This window comes from Winogradskyella sp., from assembly GCF_013042245.1.
Taxonomy (GTDB): domain Bacteria; phylum Bacteroidota; class Bacteroidia; order Flavobacteriales; family Flavobacteriaceae; genus Winogradskyella.
On sequence record NZ_JABDQL010000107.1, the window covers coordinates 1 to 26,318 of the forward strand.

Consider the following 26,318-nt stretch of genomic DNA (forward strand, 5'->3'; position numbering starts at 1 on the left):
TAGTAGCGGGAACTGGACTTACTTCGACTGCGCTCAGCATAAACTTCTCGTCCTTTGTGTTTTCGTTTTCAAAACAAAAAAAGTCTCAACAATTAAGTTAAGACTTCTTATAGTAGCGGGAACTGGACTCGAACCAGTGACCTTCGGGTTATGAGCCCGACGAGCTACCTACTGCTCTATCCCGCGATTTATAACTTAAACTTTAGATTAGCTTCTAACTTATTCGGCTCATAATACCAACTCTGTCGTTTAAGAGGATTGCAAAGATAATACTTTTTTTAACTTAGAAAAGCATATTTAAAAAAATAACCTTCAAAAATTTAAAGGCTATTAATATGTCTTTATGTATTGATTTTCTTTTCTAATTATCACCTACTTCTTCGTCAAAAGTAGCTAATATCCCTTTGGTATTAGCTTCGTCTATCTCAAAGTTTTCAATATTTGGTAATTCTGATATAATATTGTCATAATTACATGAAAAGTTATTGTTGGACTAAAATAAAGTATTTAGATTATCTAATTTTGTAATACTGTTTGGCAACTGCCCATAAAAACTCTTATTTGCCAAAATGAGTTCTTCTAAATTAGACAAATTTCCTATATTATTAGGAATAGCACCAAATAGCCTGTAACCAAATATACTTAATGTTCTTAAGTTACTAAAATTTGAAATACTAGCTGGTAACTTTCCTGTAAGCTGGTTGCTACTCAAGGTTAAATTTTCAAGTTTTGTCAACTCTCCGATTTCATCTGGAATTTCACCAGAAAAATTATTAAACATTAGCTTAATAGCTATAACATTATCATTTTCTATTGTAACACCATACCAATTGCTTACTGGTGTAGTTAAATCCCCGCTTTTTTTTCCAGTTGTCACCATCTGTAGAATTATATAGATCAGTAAGCGCTTTTTTTTGAGCATCTGATACGTTTGCGTATAAGATAGCTGATATAAGTATACACGATAAGAAAATGTAAAACTTTTTCTTATTTAGGTTGATTTGGGAGAGGGAATCTTCTTAACATCTTAAATGTAGAAAATATTTCAGTTTAGCCGTTGAAATACTAGATATTTTCTATAAAATGCACTTTTTAGAAAAACCCAATATTTATTGCTCAATACTCGAAGCGTCTAAATAGCTCACAGAGGTGCCATCTGTTACAGCATTAATTTGAATGGGATTACAACATACTTCACAATCTTCGATGTACGTTTGTTGGGTTTCTGAGACATCTATTAACATTGATATTTCTTCCCAACAATGCGGACATTGAAAAAAATACTCTTCCATTATTGTAAGATATTAAAATTCAACATTTAAAAGTTCTCCACTGACTTGAAGCACTAAAACCTCAGCTAATTTTGCTTGATATTTTGCTTGATTTCGGCTTAGTTCGGCATTTAGAAGATTGAGTTGTGCCTGCCTAAATTCAATAGAGGTAACTTGCCCTAATTTGAATTTTTCCTCGGTACGTTCAAAATTATTTTTAGCAGTTTTTATATTATCTTCTTGTACCTCGTAGATTCTTAATTTATTCTGGTAATCATCCCAAGTATTATTAAAATTCCGCTCTACTTCTTGTCTTAACTGTTCTTTCTGAAGTTTTTGATTTTCAAGATTAATACGTGCATTTTTTACGCGAGTTATTGTTGTACCTCCATCAAACAAATTCCATGTAAGGTTGATACCTACAGAAACATTAGTGCTTGTGTTTTGAAGAACAAAAGCTAGTGGACTGTTGTTTGTAGACTCATTCCAACCGTAGCTTCCTGTAAGTCCTATTGTTGGTAAATAACCAGATTTATTAGCTTTTAAGGTAAACTCATTAATGGCTATATTTTTTTCATTCTGAATTAAGGTTACATTATTCTCAAAAACTTTATTTCTCAATTCTTCTTTATCTAACTGCATTAAAAATATGATAGTAGTATCAACTTCAAATAGATTCGTAATTTTATTTCCTGTAACTAAGTTTAAATCACGTTTAAAGTTAATTAAATTTTGTCTCGCATTAATAATACTAATACTATCGTTATTAATATCAACCTCTGCGTTTAAAACATCTAGCTTAGTATTTTGTCCGTAGTCGAATTGATATTCGCTTCGCGTTAAGCGGTCTTTAGATATTTTTAAAGTTTCTTTAAGTGACTTAAAATTTTCGCTCTCTTGAGCGATATTATAATAAATTGTAAGTAACTGTATGGTTGTATTCTCAATAGTTTCTCTAGCCTGAAGTTCGGTTAAATTATATTCTTGTTTTAAACGCTTATAATCATAATATCTACCTAGCCCGTCAAAAAGCGTGTAATTCAAACTTATTGAAGCATTATAACGTCTGGTCTCTGCACCTTCTGCAACACGAACATCACCGTTTGCCAATTGCCCTTCTGCATCTTGTCTGTCTATACTTCCACCAGCATTACCTGCAAGCGTTGGTAAATAACCGGAGTTTAGTATGTTTTTATTATTAGCTGCTACTTCAACATTATTCTTAGCAATTTGAATACCGTAGTTGTGCTCTAAAGCTAATGCTATAGCATCAGAAGGTTTTATAACCTCTTGAGAAAAAGTGTTAGTAGCTATAAATGTTATAGAAATGAATACTAATATTTTTTTATAGAAGGTTTTCATTTTATTCGGTTAAGCTTTGTATAGTATTATTATTCTCAGGTATTCTTAAATCTTTAGCATGTAAATTCTCCAGATATTTACCTTCCGTTTGTTCTTTAATAGCACGTTCTACTTCTTCTTTAGACACTTTTTTATTTGTATACAACCATTTTGCTTGTTGCTTTATAAAATTGCTAAAAGACAAAAATATTGGTAAAACTATAAGGGTAAGTATGGTCGCAAATCCGATACCGTAAGCAATAGAAACTGCCATTGGAATAAGAAATTGAGCTTGTCGACTTTCTTCAAAAATTAATGGTGCTAATCCTGCTATGGTGGTTAATGAGGTCAAAAATATAGCTCTAAAACGCGAACGACCTGCCTCATAAAGTGCATCATCAAAGGTCATACCTTCTTTAAGATTATTATTGAACTTACCTATAAGTACCAAACCGTCATTGACCATAATACCAATCAAGGCAATAATCCCTAAAAGGGATAAGATATTTAAAGAAAAATCATGAATCCAATGTCCCCAAGCTACTGCTGGCAGACTTAGGGGAATTAAAAGCAGTAATATTAAAGGCTGGCTGTAACTTCTAAATGTAAAAGCAATGACAATGTAAATTAAAGCAATTACCACTATACCAACAGGTCCAAGTGAATTTGTAAGCTTAAGACGTTCTCTATTTTGCCCTTCATAAGAGGGTGTTACTGTAGGATATCTTGATAAAATCTCGGGCATGATTTCGTTTTTAATTTCAGCCATTACATCCGTAGAACTTGTTTTTTTTGGGTCTTTTATGTCTGCTGAAATTTGAATTTCACGGCGACCTTCTAAATGATTAATTGCTACATCTCCTCTAACTATAGTATAAGTTGCAATTTCTTTAAGAGGTATGCGATTACCGTCTGGTGTACTGATTCGCATATCGTCTAAGTTATTAATAGATGAACGGTCTTCTCTATTATATCTTACCCAAACTCTAATTTCATCCTGACCTCTTTGAAAACGTTGCGCTTGCGCTCCAAAAAATGCAGAACGCACTTGTTGCATTACTGCTCTTAAATCTAAGCCTAAAGCGTAAGCACTTTCCTTAAGTTTTAAACGAATTTCTTTTATACCTACAGGGTCGTTATCCTTAACATCTTTTAATAAGATATTATTCTCAAGATTTTGCTTTAGTTCTGCTTTTACCGCTTTTAATTCAGCAATATTATTTCCTAATAGTGACACAGAAACTGGGTTTCCTCCAAAATTTCTACCACCACCATAAACTAAACTTTCAGCTCCAAAAACTGGCCCAACATGTTCTCTTATTCTATTGGCTACTAAACTTGTAGTAATCTCATTAGGTCGCTCTTCTCCAGGTAATAAATTGATACTTAATTGTGCAGTAGCAGAACCTGGACCAATTGTTTTTATGATATTTTCTACTAAGTACTTTTCGGAATCTTCGCCAAGATATTCGTCATTAATTTCTTTAGTAACAGCAATGGCTTTTTTCTCAATAAAAGAAATTATGCTGTCGGTTACTTTTTCGTTAGTACCATTAGGCATATTAAGATTTATAGCGACTTGATCACTTGCTATCTGTGGAAAAAAAGAAACTCTAATAATCCCTCCTTGTATACTAGAAACTGTTAGTATGGAAAAAACAATAAACAAGGCTACTGAAAAAAACTTATTTTTCAATGCAAAACGTAGAGTAGGACTGTACATTTTATCTCTAGACCATCGCATAATTTTATCACCAAACTTATTGATGTATCTTAATTTTGAAAATACTTTCTGAAAAAAACCAACGATACCCGATTTTGGTTTTTTTGTTTGTGCTCTCAATGCTTTGGAGTGCGCTAAATGCGCAGGTAAAATTACTAAGGCTTCGATAAGAGAAACAGTTAGTGTTAGTAAAACAATTACGGAAACTTCTCCAAAAAATTCGCCTATACGTCCGTCCAAAAATAAGAAGATACTAAACGCTAGGATTGTTGTTAAAATGGCAGAAACTATAGCTGGTAATACTTCCATAACACCATCTATAGCAGCTTGCTCCGGTGATTTTCCTTTTTCGTATTGTTGATAGATGTTTTCGGCAATAACAATTCCATCATCAACCAAAATACCAATAACAATTATCATCCCAAATAATGACAAAACATTAATAGTAACATTAAAATATCCAGCTAACATAAACATTCCTAAAAATGAAATAGGCAAACCGAAGGCTACCCAAAATGCCAAACGTGTATTTAGAAATAATGAAAGAAATGTAAGCACCAAGAGCATACCAATAATAGCATTTTCAGTCAATAACTCTGTACGCTGTACAAGCGTTTTAGATAAATCACGAACAACATTAAGCTCTACATTATCATATTTTAGATTAAACTCTTCAATATAGGCTTTGGTCTTATCTGCTGATGAAATTAAATCTTCTGTATTTGTACTAGTAATGGTTACATTAATTGACAAATCTCCATCATAATAGTTTGCATTCGGTGTTTCAGAAAATTGATCTCTTACTTTAGCAATATCTTTAAGTTGAATCTTTCGTCCTGAAGGGTCTGATTTTACTATTAAATTTGATAATCCTTCTGCATAGTACGACCTATTATTAGCTCTTATCAAATATTCTTCAGCATCAGTTTTTATGGTTCCGCCGGTGGTAATAAGACTAGCTTGATTAACCACTTGAGCAACTTCGGCAAAAGTTAAATCGTAAGCCAACAGACTAGTTTCATTAACAGCAATCTCAATCTCTTCTTGAGGATAACCAGAAATTTGAATTTGAGATATACCGTCAATACCACGCAAATCATTTTCAACCTGACGCCCTATTTGTTTTAATGTAGCCAATGGTATTTTTTTACCACTAATTGAAAATGTTATTGTTGGCCGTAACGCCTCTTGTTTTGCAACAATTAAAGGCTCCATACCCACAGGAAAAGATGGCACACGATCTACAGCGTTTTTTACCTCGAGCAACATAAAATCTATGTCTTTTCCTTTTTCAATCTCTACATTTATATTTCCACTATTTTCTCTAGATGTAGACGTAACACGCTCAACACCATTGAGTCCTTTTAGATTATCTTCAATCTTGAGTACAATACCTTCTTCGACTTCTTGAGGAGAAGCTCCAGGGTAAGTCACATTAATACTAATGTTTTTTGAGTCTGTCAACGGAAAGAATGACGATTTCAATTTTGAAGCACCAAACAAACCGAAGATGATAAAAGCAAAAACCACCACATTGACAGCTACACTATGCCTAATAAAATATGCGACTATTTTTCTCATGATTACTTAGTAGTCTTTTTATCTGATTTAGAGCTATAAGGCTTTACTGCCATACCAGCATAAGCTCCAGGAACAGGCCTGGATAACATTATTGTTCCATTTGGAACGCCCTTAATTACAGCCTTAGCATCAGAAAAATATACAGGTGTTACATCTATAACATCCAAGATATTGTCTCTAATCACAAAAATTTGATTCCCATCTAAAACTAAACTTCTATTAATTTCAATAGCTTCGGGTTCCGATTTTGCATTAAGATTTGCTTCGAGATACATACCTTCTTTTAAGGATTTGTCTTTGACTTCTATGTAAGCTGTTATGGTTTGCGTTGTTGCATCTATACTTCCATTTATACGAGAAACTGTTCCTGTAAATTCTTGGGTCTTTTCTAAATTATTAAGCTGAACCGTTTCTCCTACTTTTAAAAGGTTAGCGAAGGTTTTACTCAAAGCTACTTCCATTTCGTAAGTTGTTGGGTCTATATATTCTCCTAATTTTTGTCCGTTTCGTATCAAGGAACCTTCAGTAACCAAAGCTTCGGTAATTATACCAGTAAAAGGTGCTCTTATATTAAATTTAACTAGACGCTGTTCTAAATTATTTACATTATAATAACTTGAAACTATACCGCGACCTGTAATAAAGTAGTTCTCTTTTTCTGAAGTCATTTCTGGTAGCTTTGGTGTGGTTTTATCCATATCAAAAGTATTAAGGTAATTTTGCCACTTCTGAAAAACTTCAGGAAAATCAAGTCTTAAATCTGGCATAATAGCCGCAATAGCATTGTACAGTAAACTTTTGGAAGCTTGTACATTTGCATAATGTTCAGCAGCGTCTATGGGAATTAAAACTTCTCCTTTACGATATTCTTGACCTGGTCTAAATAATTTTCTGCCTGATTTAAAAACTCCCTGAACTTCAGAATATAATTCTATACGCCTCTTAGCAACTAGGTTTCCGTTTGCAGGAATTATAATTTGTACAGTACCATTTTGTACCGTATCTGTGAATACAGTTTTAATGACTTTCTCAGGAGCTGGTCTCTGTTTCTTTTTACTATTGCTGATTTCTTTTCCTATAAAGTAAGCGCCTACTATAAGCAGAATACCTAATATAGACAGAATAATATTTCGCATTTGTGATGGTTAATTTAGAGTACAAATTTACCCATAACCCAAAGCGTGGGAGTTAAAATAATCTTAATTGTTAAAATTTAGTGCATCTATGGATTCTTGTACGTTCTCCCAATCTTCCATGAGTTTTTCCAGCTTTTGCTTTTTGCTTTGGTAGTTATCAAAGAATTCAGGGCTTGCTGCGGTTTCATCATAGTTAGTTGCTAATTGCAAATCATCAGTCTTAATATCTTTTTCTAATATATTGATTTTAGACTCAATATTACTCAGCTTGTTGTTTAGAGACTTTAACTTCTTTTGGTCTTGGTAACTTTGCTTATTGTTTATTGATTTTTCATCTTTAGCAATCACAGTACGTTTTTCAGCCTCCCTTAAATTTTCAAGATTACGTTGCTCTAAATAAAAGTCAATATCGCCTAAATATTGCTTTACTTTCTGGTCTTTAAATTCGTAAATCGTTTCTGTTAAGCCTTGTAAAAAATCTCTATCGTGAGATACTAAAATTAAAGTTCCCTCAAACTTTTTTAGAGCTTCCTTCAGTACGTTTTTAGATTTAATATCTAGATGATTTGTAGGCTCATCCATGATGAGTACGTTGAGCGGTTGTAACAATAATTTTGCTAAAGCTAAACGGTTACGCTCACCACCAGAGAGAACACGTACATATTTGTCTGCCTCTTCACCTCTAAAAAGAAAAGAACCCAAGATGTCTCGAACTTTAGAACGATTAGTTTCGTTAGCAGCATCTATCATTGTATCTAGAACAGTTTTGTTTCCGTCGAGATACTCTGCTTGATTTTGAGCAAAATATCCGATTTGCACATTATGTCCAAGAGACAAATTACCTTGATGTTCAATTTCACCAACGATAATTTTTGCCAAAGTAGATTTTCCTTGACCATTCTGACCTACAAAAGCTGTTTTTATATCCCGAGGAATGGTCATACTCACATTATGAAGAACTTGCAAATCGCCATAATGTTTAGATGCATTTTCCACCTCTACGACTACTTTTCCTGGGGTAACTGAAACAGGGAAATTAAGAGACATCACGGCATTATCTTCTTCATCAACTTCTATTCTATCCATACGCTCTAATTTTTTAATTAGCGATTGCGCCATAGTAGCTTTGGATGCTTTTGCTCGAAATTTTTCAATCAGCTTCTCCGTTTGCTGAATTTGTTTTTCCTGGTTCTTTTGTGTGGCGAGTTGTTGCGTTTTTATTTCTTCCCGAAGGGCTAAAAACTTTGTGTATGGTTTGTTGTAATCGTAAATACGCCCTAAGGAAATTTCAATGGTACGATTAGTCACATTATCTAAAAACATTTTATCGTGAGATACAATGACCACAGCTCCTGAATAGTTTTTCAAAAAGTTTTCTAACCAAATAATAGACTCGATGTCTAAGTGGTTTGTAGGCTCATCTAGAAGTAACAAATCGTTATTCTGAAGTAGCAGTTTTGCTAACTCGATTCTCATGCGCCAACCTCCTGAAAAGGTGTCTGTGAGTTTATTGAAATCTTCACGTTTAAAACCTAGACCCTGAAGAATTTTTTCAGTTTCGCCTTGATAATTGTAACCCCCCAATATTTCGTATTGGTGCTGAATTTCATTTAAATCTATCATTAACTGGTTGTATGATTCACTTTCATAATCAGTACGCTCAGCTAATTGGGTGTTAATGTCTTCAAGTTGTTTTTCGCAAGCCTTTATTTCTTTGAAAGCTTCATAAGATTCCTCAAGTACTGTTTTCCCAAAATCAAAATCAATATCCTGCTTTAAGAACCCAATTTTTAAATCTTTATCTGCTGCAATTTGTCCTGTGTTTGCCTCTTGCTCCTTAGATAAGATTCTGAGCATAGTAGATTTTCCTGCTCCATTCTTACCAATGAGTCCTATACGATCTCCGTTTCCTAATTTGAAAGTGATGTCTTCAAAAAGGTATTCGCCTTGAAAAGCTATAGAAAGGTTATGGATATTGAGCATAGGTCTTTGTGTCTTATAATTATAACAAAGGTTACAATTGTTACAATGCTGTTGGTCTAAAAAATTATCTTTGCATTGTCTTAAAAAACGCAAAAGTAAGAGTTTTTAGCTATGATTAGAAAAGGAATGAAACTTTATAGCATTTTGTTTGGTGCCTGCCCAAAATGTCATCAAGAATCCATGTATGTAGAAAAGAATCCATATAAGTTAACCGATGTTATAAAAATACATGACCACTGCTCACATTGCAATACGCGTTATCGTATGGAGCCTTCATTTTTTTATGGCTCTATGTATGTGAGTTACGGCGTAGGTATCGCTTTTGCTGTTGTGGCTTTTATTGTAAGTTTTGTTATTTTAGAATCTAGTCTAATGGCTGCATTTGTAGCTATAATTGTGACGCTCATAGCTTTTATGCCAATAATTATGCGACTATCTCGTAATATTTGGATTAATCTTTTTATGAGTTACGATAAAGAGTTGGCTAGCAAAATCAAAAAGAAGGAAAACGACTAGTGCGCAAAACGGTCAATATCTATTTCTTTATCTAGTGGCTCGTTATTTTCAATTAAATTGAAAAGCTTCTGCGCAACATAAGGACCAATCATAACGCCTCGACTTCCTAATCCGTTTAAAACATATAGGTTTTCATATTCTAAATGTTTACCCACTAAAGGTCTTCTATCTTTTACCGTTGGACGTATTCCTGCTTTATGATTTACCACTTCAAAATCACAATTCACAAAGGTTTTCAATTTTGAAATTAACTCTTCTCGTGCTTTTGCTGTAGGTATATTAGTTTTATCTAAGCCTTCATAAGTAGCACCAACTCTATACAAATCATTACCTATTGAGATTACAAAAACGGAAGACTTTACTGCAGTATTCAATTTTAAATCTGGAGCTTTAATAGTTAGGACTTCACCTTTGGTACCGTTTAATGGTACATGTTTAAAATATGGATTCTGTTTAACACCGTAGCCTTCAGCAAATACGATATGCTTTGCTTTAATATCTTCATATATTAGTTCATTTTCTAAAATTTGAAGCGCGTTGTGATTAAAGCGTTTTTCAATAAGGTTATTGTTTGATTTTAAATCAGCTTTATAAACTGAAATAAGATGCTTGGTATCTACTCTTCCTGCATTTAAAACTTCTCCCAACCCAAAAGGAGCATTGATATACGGATTTTTGTTCTTCTTTATTTTAGTGGACATAAAAGGCTCTAAAGCAGGTTTATCAGCAGCTGTAAACCAAAGATTTTGTTCTTCAATTGAATTTAGTCTTCTAAATATAGCATGTTGATAATCGATTTTAGTATCTAATTCAGTCTCAATATTAGCATAAGATGGTAATGCGATATCTAGTTGTGTCTTTGCTTTCCAAACTTTTGAAAATCGCTTTAGAACAACCGGATTATATAATCCTGCTGCCACAATCGATGATGTTTGAGAAGCATCATCAAAAACAATAAATGTTTTTTTGTAGGCCTTTAATACTTCGCAAAACGAAATGCTTGCAAGTCCGCACCCAACGACAATATAATCTACGTTTTTCATTGAGACAAAGCTATTAAAAAGATTAGTTTTCTTTAAGGTTATTACAAACAAAAACGCCTACTTTTTAAGTAGGCGTTTTGTATTTATGAGTGTGGCTTTAATAATTCCACATGTCTTGTTCAAAGTTTCGAATCTTATCTTTAATTCGTTGAGACTCCATCAACTGCATTAATGCATTGTCTTTGATGTAATCCTTGACTTCGCGATCTCCATATACATTTTCTTCTTTGTACATGTAGCCATTGAAACGTCTTGAATTCAAGATATGATCAAATGATATTGGCATTGCACTATTCTTATTATTAAATGCTTTTGCCTCATGTAAAATACCTCGAGCTTCGGGATAAAAAACCCAAAACAATGGAACAGGTTCATTATTTGCTTCATCATCAGAATCAATATAATTGATATCTGGTGCTGCTGGACCTATCGCTAAAAGTCGATACTTCATCTCGCCTTGACGCTTATCAAAATACCAAAGACCTTTTAATAAATACGACTTAATATCATAAGCTTCGATATCTCTTTTTGTAATATATTCTGGATCTACATAACCATCCGCATTAAACTGATCGTAACCTATATCTAAGGTATCAATTTTTTGCATTGATTGTGAGAGTTCTTCAAAAGTACGCTCTTGAAAAAAATAAGAATCTGCATAGACTCTTGGAATATCTCCAGATTTAACAGCCTTCCATAATACATGAAATAAAGCACGACGGTCTGGACCTATATTATTGGTGTCTACAGGGTAGTATAGCGGAAAGTTAACTCGCTCATCCAATACAATTTTTTCCCAAGTCATCTTAGAATACAAACGATCTCTATCATCTACGTAACCATACTCTAAAGGCTCATCATTGTCTAAAAGCAACTGCTCTTCAGTTTTTATACCTATTTCTTCTGGGATTTTTGCATTAAGGATATTTGCTTGTGCAAACATACCTGTAATAGTAAATACTCCTAGAGTTGTTAGTATTAATTGCTTTATTTTCATTTTAAATCTTTTTTATTTTGAAGCTATTCTTTAAACTAAATCTGTCTAGTTTGCCAATTCAATAACTACAGGCGTAACTGTTTTAATTCTTATAGAACTTCCTTGAGCTTTCGCCTTGATATTGATAAACTGCACTAAATCTCCACGTCTAGCAGACCTAAGTGCACTTTTTGCAGAAGAGTTTAATCTATTGCCCGTACAGTTTACAGATGGTTTACCTGGTACTTTCATTGTAAAAGACACTACATTCAGTGGTAATTTAAAGTCAAAATCATCTCCGAAATCCGCCGATATTTTTCCAATTTCCACATTATTTCTTGGTAATTTAGCGTTACCCTGTTGCCCATTAAACGAACCTAATGGTTTTGGCAAATCTTTAATTCTAAACAACTTACTATCTCTTACAGGAGAACCATCATCTAAAGTGCCTGTTACGTTTATAGTAACTTCTCTACCTGACTGGGGTTTCATTACATACTTTCCGTTAGAACCAGATAAACCAGATGCAGAAGCTTTAACTTTATTATCTGGAACACCTGCAAATGAAATCGTCATTGGATTTGATACCCCACGATATACTACATTCATCTTATCTGCAGAAATTGTTGCTGAATTTGGCTTTGGTACCACAACATAATTGGCATCAATAATTGGAATTTCTAATTCTTTTCCATTTTCTAAAAATGTGAATTTACCTTCTATTGTGTGTTCTCCTACATTTCCAACATTAAAATCCAAACGAGCTGCACCAGTAGAATCAATTACTTTGGATACATCATATTTTTTCCCGTTAACTTCAAGGGCTGTTGGTGGCACATTTGCATACTTACCAATAACAACTCTACCTTGAAATTTTTCGCCAGCAAAAAAAGCTGATTTATCGGCTAAAACGATAGCCTTATACTTATCTAAAGATGTAGCTTCTACAGCTGCATTTCCTAAAAATAAGTTATTCAAGTCAGCTTGTGTCACTTTAACATCATTTTGAATTGCGGTTAGTTTTGTATATGATGCTATTGATGGAAAGCCTTTAAAGTGATAATCTAACCATTGTTTAGTTACACCTTCACTGTCCTTAACTTCAGAAATATCAAATTTTTTCTCAAAATTTTCAATGAACTTATTGTAAAATTGGTCAACACCTAAAATGTCTTTTATCTCTTTTTTGTATTGTTTGATTGCGTTTATTACCTTATCACCCTCTTTAGTTAGACGATCTCCAGTAAACCACTTTTCATCAAGCTTATCACCTTTTTTCATCTTCTCAAAAGGCAATCTTCCTGTAACTTCATCTACTTCGTAACCACCCATTCTTATGATATCCTTCTTTTGCTCTTCAATAAATCTGTAAAATTTATCTGACGCAATACTTACTTGCTCAGCTTTAACTCCTGCCGCTGCAAATTCTTTCGGATTTTCTTTACCTTTAGTCTTTAAATTGGCTAAAAGTTTAGCGTTCATATCTGTAGTTACCTCGTTAGCCTTCTCAAATTTTTCTTCCATCAACCCGAAAGCTGATAAAACCTCTGGAGCTACTGTCATTGCCATAATTGCAATAAACACAAGGTACATTAAGTTAATCATTTTCTGCCTTGCAGATATTTTTCCTTGTCCTGCCATAATTAGTTTTTTTAGTTATTTATAAGTTATACTTAAAAACTAATTAGTTCTTGTTCATTGCAGAAAGCATACCTCCATAAACGCCATTTAATGATGACAAATTAGATGCTAATGACTGCATTTGCTCTTTGAGTTTTGATGCATTTTCAACAGCTTCTTCATTAATAGCCGCCTGACGATTAGCACTTTCCATTTGTACTTTGTACAGGCTGTTTAATGATTCCATTTGAGCTGCTGCTAAAGACATTTCTTCGCTATATTTTTTCTGAGCTTGCATAGAATCAACAGTAGGATTTAAATTTCTTGCAGCACCTTCAAAGTTCTTAATGCTATCTCCAAGACTATTAAATAATTCACTATCAATATTAGCTTCTTTAAGAAGGTTGTCTAATTTTTTAGACAAAATACCTTCAGCATCTTTAGGTTCTTCTTTTGATTTTTTGGCTTTAGTCATACCACCTTCTAATTCTGGGTATACTAATGACCAATCTAAATCATTTTCTTGTCTCTCAAAAGCTGACCAAGCAAATACACCTGCTTCTACAATCATACCTATGGTTAGTAGAAGGCCACCATAAGGCCAGTTTTGAATTTTGAATAATGCGCCAACAATTACTACTGCTGCTCCCATTCCATATATGAAGTTTGTTACCGTAAGTTTTCCTTTTTGTGCCATAATTTTATTTTTAAGTTTGTTTGAGTTTACGCCCAATCGGTAGGTTATTTTATAGTTTTAGTATTTATTTATTTTTTTGCATTCTTAGTAACTTCAGTACCCATATAATCTTGTACTGTTCTGAAGCCAATGTAACTTCTTGCAGAATCTGCATATTCGTAATCTCTAGAACTCACTTCTAAGTAATAAGCTACGTCTTTCCACGAACCTCCTCTAACCACTTTTCGTTGGTTATTTTTATCATTAACACTTGGGCTAATACTAGACATAAACTCGTAAGAAGATGTAGAATAAGAACTGTTAACCCATTCTGACACATTACCTGCCATATTGTATAAGTTAAAGTCATTAGGCTCGTATGCATCCGCTTCTACAGTATATAATGCTTGATCAGCAGCATAATCTCCTCTTAATGGTTTAAAGTTTGCCATAAAGCATCCTCTATCGTTAAGTGTGTAATTATTACCCCAAGGAAATGTAGCACCTTGTAGTCCTCCGCGTGCAGCATATTCCCACTCAGCTTCATTAGGTAGTCTATAGATATTTACAGGTTGCTTTTTCTTGCTTTTTTGATATTTATTATGGTAAATAGTTCTCCATTGACAAAATGCTTTTGCCTGATCCCAAGACACACCTACTACAGGATAATCTCCATAAGCTTCATGCCAAAAGTAATCGTTATGCATAGGCTCATTATATGAGTAAGCAAAATCACGTATCCATACTGTTGTATCAGGATATATCATAATCTCTTTTTGCTCTATAACATCAGAGCGTTTGAGATCACGATATTTAGCAGCTGCTTGGATATCCATTTCAGAATATTTAAAAATAAACTGAGATACATCCCAAGAACGTTGACCATTGTACGATTCTTCTAATGGTAGATACATACCATCCATAACCTCAGCATATAACTCGTCTGGAAAATCTTCAGTATCAATATATAAATCTATTTCAGTATTTAATTGACGTTGCTCATTACCATAAGTATTGAGCATATATTTTTGGTAAGGATTTAAATCTATGGTGTCAGAATCTTGATAAGCAAACTCTCCTATATCTCCATTACCAGGAACTTTACCTTCTAAATCAGCCATTTCAGCAAGATTTTTTCTAATGATGTTATTTCTAACATCTTCTACAAACTGTCTATACTCATTATTAGTAATTTCAGTTTCATCCATATAGAATGCTCGTACTGTTGCTGTTTTAGTTGGTGCATCTTGTATGCCTGCTAAATCATCATCTGATTTGCCCATAATGAAAGCTCCTCCTGGAATTAATGTCATTCCATAGGGCTTCTCGGGGTGCCATCGTTTACCTTTTACGCCGACAACTTGTCCGCGATCTCCAGAGTTACAGCTAACCATAAAAGCCAACACTGTGATTAGTAAAACAAGCTTATTAATTTTCATAAAACTATAGTTTAAATTGGTAGTCCTAAATTTTGTGATGGTAAACATATTTTAATTAATCGGAAAAAACAACTTTTTTTAATTTTTTTTTGCATTTCGTCCTTAAAAAATTGCATTTCGTCGATAAAAATCCGTATGACATCGATAAAATGTGCTTTTTAAAAGTTATTCTTTCTGTAAGCTTTATACCATCTTTCTGGAAGCTTACCTTCTGTTGCAGCCACATAATCTTCATGTGCGCATGGTAATAACGTATGCTTTTTTAATTTATTATTAAGATTTGCTAAAAAAGGGATTTCTATCCACCAGCGTCCTGTCTTAATACTTTTAAAGAAAATAAGCTCCTCATTATCTATAAGGACATTGTATTTTAGATAGTTATCAGAGTTTATAAAATCATCATCTTTAACTCTACAATTTACACCTTCTATAAAGTACCAGATCATTTGTGCCATAAGCATGGAAGTAATAGTATCTTTTGGGGCATAATGGTATTCATAAATTCCGAAAGAGGAAACTTTATTACTTATACCCGCATATCTTGTGATTGCACAAATTTCTTTACCATCTAATCCATTTGGTGTAAACTTAAGACGCTCACCTACTTCGGCTGCTCTTACTGATTTTAAATCTACGGTAACAATATGTGCATCTCGCAAAATAGGTTCAACACTATTAATGTTATTTGAAACTTCTCCTAAACGATAGGCTTCGAAATAGAGACGATCCATTAAATCAATTTCTTCTTGTGAATTAAAATAGGTCTGATAACCAATTGTAGAGTAATTAAATAAGTTGTAAGGTTCTTCTAGAATAATTTTTCCAAAATAACTATTATTCTTTATGGGTTGCGATACGTCGCCTAAGTCAAAGTTAGTATCAATGTTAACGATATTAACCATAGGCTGAAGATTATCGTAAGCCCTATAATTGGCATAGGTTAAGTCTTGACTTCCACCTATAATAATAGGAATGATTTTTTTCTCCACTAAAACTTCTACTACTGTTCTTAAGGCAAAATAGCTATCTTCTACGGATTCCCCAGAATTGATGTCTCCTAAATCAGCAATTATTGTAGCCCAATTCCCAGGAAATAAACTGTAAAGTGTCTTTCTTACATCATCAAAGTTGAGCTCTGCGCCGATGTAATTAACATCATTTCGGTTTTCTTTGACACCAATTATAGCTAACTGCACGTTATCAATATCTGGAATACCATGCTGCTCAGAATGTATTTTAACTTTCTTTCCTATAGTTTGTTGAGATAATAATTCGCAATGTGCTAGTACTGAATCTGAAACTGGAGAGAGAAAATTAAAATTCATCTATGATTTACTTTTTTGTGGTCGCTTTCTTTTTAGTTGTCTTTCGCTTGGTCGCTTTCTTTTTCTTTGGTGCGTTCTTTTCTAAAATGGCTTGTGCTTCTTCAAGCGTCATTTTTGAGACATCTTTAGTTTTTGGCAATTCTACTTTTTGCTTACCTTTTATTACATTGTGCCTTCCCCAACGTGCTTTCTCAACGCGAATACCTTCTTCTTCCCAAACGTGGATGAGTTTATCCTTTTCTTTTTGGATTTTTTCCTCAATCAAAGTAACGATATCATCTTCAGATAAATTATCCCAATCGTATTTTTTATTTACATTTATAAACATATTGTTCCATTTTATAAATGGTCCAAAACGTCCTTTTCCTTTTTGCACATCCATACCTTGGTAATTATAGATAGGCGCATCGGCTTTTTCTTTCTCCTTAATATATATAAGTGCTTCATCATAGTCCACACTTAATGGGTCTACCCCTTTTGGTAACGATACGAATTTTTTACCAAACCGCACATAAGGTCCAAAGCGACCGATATTAACCTCAACCTCATCTTCTTTATAATGCCCTAGTGCTTTTGGAAGCTTGAATAAGTCCATAGCCTCCTCATAGGTAATAGAACCTAATTGTTGGTCTGGTGCTAAACTGGCAAACTTTGGTTTTTCTTCATCGTCAACAGTTCCCATTTGTACCATAGGGCCAAACTTGCCTAAGCGCACACTTACTTGTCTTCCACTTTCTGGGTCTGTGCCTAAAATACGTTCCCCAGATTCACGCTCTGCATTTTCCTTTACATCTTCTACTTGAGGATGAAACCCTTTGTAGAAATCTTTCATCATCACGCGCCAGTCTTCTTTCCCTTCTGCGATATCATCAAAGCTTTCTTCTACTTTAGCTGTGAAGTTATAATCGAGTATACTTTCAAAATGATTGACTAAAAAATCAGTAACAATTATTCCAATATCTGTAGGAACCAATTTCCCTTTGTTAGAACCCGTGACTTCGGAAAGTTGACTTTCTTTAATTACTTCTCCTTCAAAAACCAATTGCTTATAGCTACGCTCATCACCTTCATTAGCGCCTTTCTCTATGTAATTTCTATTCTGAATTGTAGATATTGTCGGCGCATAAGTTGACGGTCTTCCAATACCTAATTCTTCAAGTTTTTTTACTAAGGATGCCTCTGTGAATCTAGAAGGTGGTCTTGTAAAACGTTCAGTTGCTGTGATATAATTATTATGAAGTTGTTCTCCGATTTTTAAGTCAGGAAGAATACCTTCTTGCTCAGCATCTTCATCATCGGTACCTTCGAGATACACTTTCAAAAATCCTTCAAAAGTGATGATTTCTCCATTGGCTGTAAATTGCTCAGATACATTATTTGATGAATTAACCTGAATTTTAAGATTAGTGCGCTCTAATTTTGCTTCACTCATTTGAGATGCAATGGCACGTTTCCAAATTAATTCGTACAAACGAGCTTGGTCACGCTCAGCATTCACTGTATGGCTTGCAAAATTCGTAGGACGAATAGCTTCGTGGGCTTCTTGTGCACCTTTTGATTTTCCTTTATAATTACGTGGCTTACTAAATTCTGAACCATAAGCTGTTACAATTTCATTTTCTGCTCCTTTTTTGGCTTCTTCAGATAAATTAACACTATCCGTTCTCATATAAGTAATAAGACCAGATTCGTACAGACGTTGAGCGTTACTCATAGTACGACTCACAGAAAAACCTAATTTACGAGAAGCTTCTTGTTGTAAAGTTGAAGTTGTAAATGGTGGTGCTGGTGATTTTTTTGCTGGCTTTTTTTGTAAGTCGGCAACCTCATAATCAGCACCTATATTATTCTTTAGAAATTTTAATGCTTCCTCTTCTGAAGTAAAATTCTTAGGCAGTTTTGCCTTAAGGGTAGAACCATCTACAGTTTTAAATTCAGCATCAACCCTGTAAGAAGCTTCAGTATTAAAATTTTGGATATCTCTTTCACGCTCAACAATCAAGCGCACTGAGACAGATTGCACACGACCAGCAGATAAACCTCCTTTAACTTTTCGCCATAAAACTGGTGACAACTCGTAACCTACAATTCTGTCTAAAACACGACGTGCTTGCTGCGCATCTACTAAATTATAATCTATATTACGTGGATTTTCAATCGCTTTTTGTATTGCGCTTTTTGTAATCTCATGAAAGACAATACGCTTAGTCTTTTCAATATCTAACCCTAGTGTTTCTGCTAAATGCCAAGCTATAGCCTCTCCCTCACGGTCCTCATCACTAGCCAACCAAACCATATCGGCTTTCTTTGCCAAGTCCTTAAGCTTTTTTACAACATCTTTTTTGTCTTTAGAAACTTTATATTTAGGCATAAAATCTCCTTCTACATCAACTCCTAACTCTTTTGAAGGTAGGTCGGCAATGTGACCAAAACTGGATTCAACTTTATAGTCTTTTCCTAGAAATTTCTCTATGGTTTTTGCCTTTGCAGGCGACTCGACTATGACTAAATTCTTCGGCATTATATCTTTTATTTGAGAGAACAAAGGTATACCAAAAAAAAATTACAATCCTAATCTGGTTTTAATTCGGCTTGTTTTTTAATAGTTTTTAACGTGTTTTTTTATCTGAATTCCTACTGCCATCTTGTCATAAAACTAAAATTAATACTATCTTTGCATGCTTATTGACAACATAATAAAGGAACTATTCTGCTCACAGAATACTGCATATGGAAAAAATAATAGACGAGAATAAACAAGGTGAAAATCTCATCCTAGAACATAAAGACGGTAATACGCGTAAGCTTTTTATTGAAAGCTACGGTTGCCAAATGAATTTTAGTGATAGTGAGATTGTAGCCTCTATACTAACTAAAGAAGGTTTTAATACTACTAAAAATCTCGAAGAAGCAGATTTGGTTTTAGTAAATACCTGCTCTATTAGAGATAAAGCGGAACAAACTGTTCGTAAACGTTTAGAAAAATACAATGCCGTAAAGAAAAATAAAAACCCAAAAATGAAAATTGGTGTTTTGGGGTGCATGGCTGAGCGTTTAAAAAGTAAGTTTCTTGAAGAAGAAAAGATGGTAGACTTGGTAGTTGGCCCAGATGCTTACAAAGATTTACCAAACCTTGTTAGTGAAGTTGACGAAGGTCGTAATGCTATTAACGTTATTCTATCCAAAGACGAAACCTATGGTGATGTCGCACCAGTTAGGTTAAATAGTAACGGTGTTACTGCATTTGTTTCTATAACGCGTGGATGTGATAACATGTGTACATTCTGCGTGGTACCTTTTACAAGAGGTCGTGAACGTAGTCGTGAGCCACAATCAATTATAGAAGAAATAAAGGATTTAGTGAATAAAGGATTTAAAGAAGTTACGCTTTTAGGTCAAAACGTAGACAGCTATTTATGGTACGGCGGAGGATTGAAAAAGGATTTTGATAAGGCTACAGACATACAAAAAGCAACTGCTGTCAATTTTGCTAACTTATTAGATATGTGTGCAAAGGCACAACCAAAAATGCGTTTCCGTTTCTCTACATCTAATCCTCAGGATATGACCTTGGATGTCATTGAAACTATGGCAAAACACAGAAATATCTGTAATTATGTTCATCTTCCTGTGCAAAGCGGAAGCAACCGTATTTTAAAAGAAATGAATCGTTTGCACACCCGCGAAGACTATTTTGAGCTTATAGATAATATACGAAGTATCATACCTGACGTAGCTATTAGTCAAGACATGATTGCTGGTTTCCCAACAGAAACTGAAGAAGACCACCAAGATACTCTGAGCTTAATGCAATATGTAAAGTACGATTTTGGATTTATGTTTGCCTACTCTGAACGTCCCGGAACATTAGCTGGGCGTAAGATGGAAGACGATGTTCCTGCAGATGTAAAGCAGCGGAGATTAAATGAAATCCAAGCCTTACAACGCAAACACAGTCATTATAGAACACAACAAAACTTAGGAAAGACTCAAGAGATATTAATCGAAAAATCTTCAAAGAAATCAGATGCACATTGGATGGGACGTAACTCTCAAAACACTGTGGCTGTATTTCCAAAGGAGCATTATAAAGTAGGAGACTTTGTAAATGTAAAAATTACAGATTGTACTTCTGCGACCCTAATTGGTCAGGCTGTTGGTTACTCAGATAACAATTAATATGGAATCATCAATACAAGCCATAAAACAACGCTTCGGGATTATTGGTAATGATGCCAAACTTAACCGTGCTATAGAAAAAGCGATACAGGTGGCACCAACAGACATATCTATTTTAGTTACTGGTGAGAGTGGTGTTGGTAAAGAAAGTATTCCAAAAATCATACACCAACTTTCGCACCGTAAGCATGGCAAATATATTGCTGTCAATTGTGGTGCTATTCCTGAAGGCACAATAGATAGTGAATTATTTGGGCACGAAAAGGGCGCTTTTACTGGAGCCGCCCAAACACGTTCTGGGTATTTTGAAGTGGCCGATGGCGGTACCATATTTTTAGATGAAGTTGGAGAATTACCATTAACTACACAAGTTCGTTTGCTTCGTGTTTTAGAAAATGGCGAGTATATAAAAGTAGGCTCAAGTAAAGTTCAAAAAACAGATGTAAGAATAGTTGCAGCGACAAACGTAAATATGTTTGAAGCTATTAAGAAAGAAAAATTTCGTGAAGACTTATACTATCGTTTAAGCACTATAGAAATCAATTTACCTGCACTTCGTGAACGTAAAGACGATATTCACTTATTGTTCAGGAAATTTGCAAGTGACTTTGCATTAAAATATAAAATGCCGACAGTAAAACTATCTGACGACGCTGTACAATTATTAATAAGCTACCGTTGGAACGGAAATATACGCCAACTAAGAAATGTTGCTGAACAAGTTTCTGTTTTAGAAAAAAATAGAGCCATCAATGCGCAAACTTTAAAAAATTATTTACCAACTGGAGCTGGACAAAATTTACCAGCCGTAGTTAATAATACCAAAGCTGAAAGCGATTTTAGCAACGAGCGTGAGATTTTATATAAGGTCTTATTTGACATGAAAAGTGATTTGAATGACCTCAAAAAACTCACAATGGAATTGATGAAATCTGGAAATACATCAGATGTTGAAAAAGATAATGAAGGATTGATTCAGAAAATATACGGTAATGATGACTCTGAAGATTTTGAAGAAATGATAGAAGAACTACCTGTTCTCACCATTCCAGAACATAAAGAAGAGGTTTCCAAACCTATTATTGATACCGAAGACAAATATCACTTTGCAGAAGAAATTGAAGAAGAGGAGACACTTTCACTTCAAGACAAAGAACTCGAATTAATAAAAAAATCGCTTGAACGTCACAACGGAAAACGTAAATTAGCTGCTGCTGAGCTAGGCATTAGCGAACGAACATTATACCGAAAGATAAAACAATATGATTTATAAATTATCCGTTTTATCAAAAACTGAACACATGAAATTAGTACGATATGCCTGTATTACAATTCTTTTCTTAAGCCTTACAACTTGTGGTATTTATTCTTTTACAGGTGGTGATACTGGTGATGCAGAAACATTTCAAGTAAACTTCTTTCAAAATAACGCACCACTTATTGAACCACAGTTAGATTTTGAATTTACCAATGCGCTACAGGACTTAATGCAGAACCAGACAAATCTTAGTTTAGTAAATTCTGGTGGTGATTTAGTTTTTGAGGGCGAAATTGTGGAATACCGCATTAGCCCTACAACAGCAACAGCAAACAATAGAGCTGCCCAAAATAGACTTACGATTGGTGTCAACGTGAGGTATTATAATAACTTAGTAGAAGAAAAGAATTTTGAAGAACGTTTTTCATTCTTCTTTGATTATGAAGGCAGCGAACTTCTAACTGGTAGTCAACGTGATACGGCTTGGGAAGCTATTTTTGAACGGCTCACCCAAGATATTTTTCAGAGAGCCTTAGCCGATTGGTAATATGGAATTAAGAGAACTCACACCCATATTGCAGCATCCAGCAACCTTGCGTTCTGAGCAAATAGAAAAACTAAAAAAATTAGTAGACACCTATCCGTATTTTCAACCTGCACATGCATTATATCTTAAAGCCTTAAAAAACAAGGACTGTTTTAAGTACAATAATGCCTTAAAAATTACCGTTGCACATACAACAGATAGAAGTATTTTATTTGATTTTATTACTTCCGAAGTTTTCAATCAAAATGAAATTTCAGCTCAGATAAAGCAAAATTCTGAGTACATAAAAAGTATAGAAGTTAATAGTATAGATGACATTTCAATAGATCGAAGTGTTACCATAGACGATGCACTAAAAAAACAAGTTGAAGCTACCAAAGGTGTTTTAGACCCAAATCTTTTCAAACAAAAAGAAGAACAAAAGAAGCACAAAAAATTAGAGGAAAAACTTCAATTAGGAAAACCTTTAGAATTTAATCCCAACGAAACACATTCGTTTTCAGAATGGTTAAAAATTACAAGCTTTAAGCCAATTAATAGAGATACACCAGAAAAAAATGAAGCACCTTTGACGAACAAACTTGATACTATCGATAAGTTTATCACAGAAAATCCAAAAATAAAACCAACAACATATACGCCGAAACCAAAGCTTATAAAAGATGAAGAAAGTTCTGATGACAGTTTAATGACTGAGACTTTGGCGCGAATCTATGTTGAGCAAAAAAGCTATGAAAAAGCGATTCAATCTTACAGAATTTTAAGTTTGAAATATCCAGAAAAAAGTACTTTCTTTGCAGACCAAATAAAAGCAGTAAAAGAATTAAGAGAACGTAATAAAATAAACAATGACTAAGTTTACAATATTTTTAATACTAATCGTACTAGTTGCATTTTTACTAGTCGTAGTTATAATGGTTCAAAATCCTAAAGGTGGTGGTTTATCATCTTCTTTCGGTGGTGGTGGCACACAACAATTAGGTGGTGTGAAAAAAACTGGAGACTTTTTAGATAAAAGTACTTGGTTCTTAGCAACACTTTTAATTGCACTAATCTTATTGTCAAATATTACAATTGAAGGTGCTGGCGGTATTAGTGATTCTAAAGCATTAGATGCTGAAGAAACGACACAACAACCAATAACACCTCCTGCGACTACAGACCAGACAAACACAGATAGTGACAACTAATCTACTCATCTTATAATATTGAAAAGCCAACTGAAAAGTTGGCTTTTCTATTTTCTGAACCATTGCTCTGCAACTTTGTCAGTCAATGAGACTTGGCATAATTTTCGAACATCGACAGGATGTTGATATGTTAGTTCATATCATAACACGTATTAATTAACTTAAACAAATTATAAAAAATGGCTTTAAACATTAAACCTTTAGCAGACCGAGTTCTTGTAGAACCATCAGCTGCTGAAACTAAAACGGCTTCTGGAATTATTATCCCAGATAACGCAAAAGAAAAACCTCAAAAAGGAACTGTTGTTGCCGTAGGTAATGGTAAAAAAGATGAACCTTTAACCGTGAAGGTTGGCAACACCGTTTTATATGGAAAATACGGCGGAACTGAACTTAAATTAGAAGGTAAGGATTACTTAATGATGCGTGAAAGCGATATCCTTGCAATCATCTAAATTGTACTTAGCTAATGGCTTTTAGCCTTTAGCCAATTAAAAAAAAACTAACATTTTAGCTTAGAGACAACGGTTTCTAGCTAACAGTAAAACTTAAAAAAATGGCAAAAGACATAAAATTTGATATTGAAGCACGTGACGGACTAAAGCGTGGCGTCGATGCATTAGCAAATGCAGTAAAAGTAACTTTAGGCCCTAAAGGACGTAATGTCATTATTGGCAAATCATTTGGTGCACCACAAGTCACTAAAGACGGTGTTTCTGTGGCAAAAGAAATCGAACTCGAAGACGAGCTTGAAAACATGGGAGCGCAAATGGTAAAAGAAGTTGCATCAAAAACCAACGATTTAGCTGGTGACGGAACAACGACAGCAACAGTTTTAGCACAAGCTATTGTAAAAGAAGGCTTAAAGAATGTTGCTGCTGGCGCAAACCCAATGGATTTAAAACGCGGTATAGATAAAGCCGTAAAATCAATCGTTAAAGACCTAGAGAAACAGGCTGAAAAAGTAGGGAATTCTTCGGAGAAAATTGAACAAGTAGCATCTATTTCTGCTAATAACGATAATACTATTGGAGAGTTAATTGCTAAAGCTTTTGGTAAAGTTGGAAAAGAAGGTGTTATCACTGTGGAAGAAGCAAAAGGAACAGATACTTATGTAGATGTTGTTGAAGGTATGCAGTTTGACCGTGGTTATTTATCACCGTACTTTGTAACTGACTCTGATAAAATGATTGCTGATTTAGAAAATCCATATATTTTATTATTCGATAAAAAGATTTCTAATTTACAGGAAATCCTTCCAATCTTAGAACCAGTTGCACAATCAGGTCGTCCGTTATTAATTATTGCAGAAGATGTTGAAGGACAAGCGTTAGCAACATTAGTTGTTAATAAACTACGTGGTGGATTAAAAATTGCTGCTGTTAAAGCACCTGGTTTTGGTGATCGTCGTAAAGCAATGTTAGAAGATATCGCTATCTTAACTGGAGGTATTGTTATTTCTGAAGAACGCGGTTTCTCTTTAGAGAATGCCGACCTTTCAATGTTAGGCACTGCGGAATCTGTAATGATTGACAAAGACAATACTACAATTGTAAATGGCGAAGGAAAATCTTCTGATATCAAAGCCCGTGTAAACCAAATAAAAGCACAAATAGAAACGACAACCTCTGACTATGACAGAGAAAAGTTACAAGAACGCTTAGCTAAACTAGCTGGTGGTGTGGCTGTACTGTATGTTGGTGCTGCTTCTGAAGTAGAAATGAAGGAAAAGAAAGACCGAGTGGATGATGCACTTCATGCAACGCGTGCTGCTGTAGAAGAAGGTATTGTTGCTGGTGGTGGTGTTGCTTTAGTTAGAACTAAAAAAACATTAGAAAAAATCACTACTGATAATCTAGACGAAACTACTGGTGTACAAATTGTAAATAAAGCAATTGAATCTCCTCTAAGAACTATTGTTGAAAATGCTGGTGGTGAAGGCTCTGTGGTTATCAATAAAGTATTAGAAGGTAAGAAAGATTTTGGTTACGATGCTAAATCTGAAGATTACGTAGACATGCTTAAAGCTGGAATTATTGACCCTAAAAAAGTAACACGTATTGCATTAGAAAATGCAGCTTCTGTAGCTGGAATGATTTTAACTACTGAATGTGCTTTAGTAGACATTAAAGAAGATGCTCCTGCAATGCCTCCAATGGGTGGTGGCGGAATGCCAGGCATGATGTAGTCCGTAGCACGGACAGGCAAAGAATTCACTCTTGCGTGATTCTCTTTGATAAAAATTACAAAAAAATTGAAAAGCCCTTGATTATTAAATCAAGGGCTTTTTTTTTGAATTATAGCTTTATATATTGAAGTAAACTAAAAAGGATCACTCCATTTTACTTCAGTATTAACACTGGTATCTGTTAATGTTTTTAGAAATGCGACACTTTCCCGCGAAGTGTGTAAGTAAAATTTACAGGATTAGCTTTTTCATAGTTTAATTCTGTTTTCAAATATAGCTAAAAATTGGTTTAAAATGATTCCCCAATTTCTAATAGGCATTTTCCA

General features: G+C 34.2%; 21 protein-coding genes and 1 tRNA gene. 8 read left to right on the plus strand and 14 right to left on the minus strand.

All coding sequences use genetic code 11. The features are described from left to right. Window positions 1–113: 113 nt before the first annotated feature. The 7 genes from HKP48_RS08510 to HKP48_RS08540 all read right to left on the minus strand — a co-directional run bounded on the left by HKP48_RS08510 (window position 114) and on the right by HKP48_RS08540 (window position 9,035). Window positions 114–186: transfer RNA gene (locus HKP48_RS08510), tRNA-Met, on the minus strand. 307 nt (window positions 187–493) lie between these two features. Beyond that, a complete protein-coding gene (locus tag HKP48_RS08515) occupies window positions 494–880 on the minus strand; it encodes a hypothetical protein (RefSeq protein WP_296344825.1) in 387 nt (128 codons plus the stop codon). A 229-nt stretch (window positions 881–1,109) separates the two neighbouring features. Continuing rightward, complete coding sequence (locus tag HKP48_RS08520; RefSeq protein WP_296344828.1) at window positions 1,110–1,292, minus strand: CPXCG motif-containing cysteine-rich protein; 183 nt, start codon at window positions 1,290–1,292, stop codon at window positions 1,110–1,112. 12 nt (window positions 1,293–1,304) lie between these two features. Then, window positions 1,305–2,633, minus strand: a complete 1,329-nt coding sequence (locus HKP48_RS08525) for a TolC family protein (RefSeq protein WP_296344831.1) — start codon at window positions 2,631–2,633, stop codon at window positions 1,305–1,307. Window position 2,634: 1 nt separating this feature from the next. Next, window positions 2,635–5,916 carry an efflux RND transporter permease subunit gene (locus HKP48_RS08530; protein ID WP_296344832.1) on the minus strand — a complete coding sequence of 1,094 codons (3,282 nt, stop codon included), beginning with the start codon at window positions 5,914–5,916 and terminating at the stop codon, window positions 2,635–2,637. A gap of 2 nt (window positions 5,917–5,918) precedes the next feature. After that, window positions 5,919–7,052, minus strand: coding sequence for an HlyD family efflux transporter periplasmic adaptor subunit (locus HKP48_RS08535; protein WP_296344834.1), 1,134 nt, complete (start codon window positions 7,050–7,052; stop codon window positions 5,919–5,921). Between the two features lie 63 nt (window positions 7,053–7,115). Beyond that, window positions 7,116–9,035: an ATP-binding cassette domain-containing protein gene (locus HKP48_RS08540; RefSeq protein WP_296344836.1), complete on the minus strand. Its 1,920-nt coding sequence runs from the start codon at window positions 9,033–9,035 to the stop codon at window positions 7,116–7,118. Window positions 9,036–9,146: 111 nt separating this feature from the next. On the opposite strand from HKP48_RS08540, the gene HKP48_RS08545 reads away from it, so the two are divergent. Continuing rightward, complete coding sequence (locus tag HKP48_RS08545; protein WP_296344838.1) at window positions 9,147–9,551, plus strand: DUF983 domain-containing protein; 405 nt, start codon at window positions 9,147–9,149, stop codon at window positions 9,549–9,551. On the opposite strand, the gene HKP48_RS08550 is transcribed toward HKP48_RS08545, so the two are convergent. From HKP48_RS08550 to topA, 7 genes are all read right to left on the minus strand, one after another. Next, on the minus strand, window positions 9,548–10,594 hold the full coding sequence (locus tag HKP48_RS08550) for an FAD-binding oxidoreductase (RefSeq protein ID WP_296344840.1): 1,047 nt from the start codon (window positions 10,592–10,594) through the stop codon (window positions 9,548–9,550). The two genes, HKP48_RS08545 and HKP48_RS08550, sit on opposite strands and share 4 nt — an antisense overlap. Before the next feature lie 97 nt (window positions 10,595–10,691). Then, window positions 10,692–11,591, minus strand: a complete 900-nt coding sequence (gene gldN / locus HKP48_RS08555) for a gliding motility protein GldN (RefSeq protein WP_296344842.1) — start codon at window positions 11,589–11,591, stop codon at window positions 10,692–10,694. A gap of 45 nt (window positions 11,592–11,636) precedes the next feature. Then, window positions 11,637–13,211 (minus strand): gliding motility protein GldM, encoded by a 1,575-nt coding sequence (gene gldM, locus HKP48_RS08560; protein WP_296344844.1) that lies wholly within the window; start codon window positions 13,209–13,211, stop codon window positions 11,637–11,639. Between the two features lie 43 nt (window positions 13,212–13,254). Further along, window positions 13,255–13,887 carry a gliding motility protein GldL gene (gene gldL / locus HKP48_RS08565; RefSeq protein WP_296344845.1) on the minus strand — a complete coding sequence of 211 codons (633 nt, stop codon included), beginning with the start codon at window positions 13,885–13,887 and terminating at the stop codon, window positions 13,255–13,257. Window positions 13,888–13,955: 68 nt separating this feature from the next. Beyond that, window positions 13,956–15,305 (minus strand): gliding motility lipoprotein GldK, encoded by a 1,350-nt coding sequence (gene gldK, locus HKP48_RS08570; protein WP_296344847.1) that lies wholly within the window; start codon window positions 15,303–15,305, stop codon window positions 13,956–13,958. Window positions 15,306–15,463: 158 nt separating this feature from the next. Next, window positions 15,464–16,630, minus strand: a complete 1,167-nt coding sequence (locus HKP48_RS08575) for a formimidoylglutamase (protein WP_296344850.1) — start codon at window positions 16,628–16,630, stop codon at window positions 15,464–15,466. Window positions 16,631–16,637: 7 nt separating this feature from the next. Continuing rightward, window positions 16,638–19,151, minus strand: coding sequence for a type I DNA topoisomerase (topA, locus tag HKP48_RS08580; RefSeq protein WP_296344851.1), 2,514 nt, complete (start codon window positions 19,149–19,151; stop codon window positions 16,638–16,640). A gap of 209 nt (window positions 19,152–19,360) precedes the next feature. Between topA and miaB the strand changes: the two genes are divergently transcribed. The 7 genes from miaB to groL all read left to right on the plus strand — a co-directional run bounded on the left by miaB (window position 19,361) and on the right by groL (window position 25,992). Then, the gene (gene miaB, locus HKP48_RS08585; protein ID WP_296344853.1) at window positions 19,361–20,809 is read left to right on the plus strand and encodes a tRNA (N6-isopentenyl adenosine(37)-C2)-methylthiotransferase MiaB; all 1,449 of its coding nucleotides are present in this window, start codon (window positions 19,361–19,363) and stop codon (window positions 20,807–20,809) included. 1 nt (window position 20,810) lies between these two features. Next, window positions 20,811–22,082, plus strand: coding sequence for a sigma-54 dependent transcriptional regulator (locus HKP48_RS08590; RefSeq protein ID WP_296344854.1), 1,272 nt, complete (start codon window positions 20,811–20,813; stop codon window positions 22,080–22,082). Window positions 22,083–22,110: 28 nt separating this feature from the next. Beyond that, entirely contained in the window at window positions 22,111–22,614 is a 504-nt protein-coding gene (locus HKP48_RS08595) for an LptE family protein (protein ID WP_296344856.1), read from the plus strand. 1 nt (window position 22,615) lies between these two features. Then, the gene (locus tag HKP48_RS08600; RefSeq protein ID WP_296344858.1) at window positions 22,616–23,470 is read left to right on the plus strand and encodes a hypothetical protein; all 855 of its coding nucleotides are present in this window, start codon (window positions 22,616–22,618) and stop codon (window positions 23,468–23,470) included. Further along, complete coding sequence (secG, locus tag HKP48_RS08605; RefSeq protein WP_296344861.1) at window positions 23,463–23,804, plus strand: preprotein translocase subunit SecG; 342 nt, start codon at window positions 23,463–23,465, stop codon at window positions 23,802–23,804. Before HKP48_RS08600 ends, secG begins: the two co-directional genes overlap by 8 nt. 179 nt (window positions 23,805–23,983) lie before the next feature. Next, complete coding sequence (locus tag HKP48_RS08610; RefSeq protein ID WP_296344863.1) at window positions 23,984–24,259, plus strand: co-chaperone GroES; 276 nt, start codon at window positions 23,984–23,986, stop codon at window positions 24,257–24,259. Window positions 24,260–24,360: 101 nt separating this feature from the next. After that, complete coding sequence (gene groL, locus HKP48_RS08615) at window positions 24,361–25,992, plus strand: chaperonin GroEL (protein ID WP_296344865.1); 1,632 nt, start codon at window positions 24,361–24,363, stop codon at window positions 25,990–25,992. Window positions 25,993–26,318: the final 326 nt, after the last annotated feature.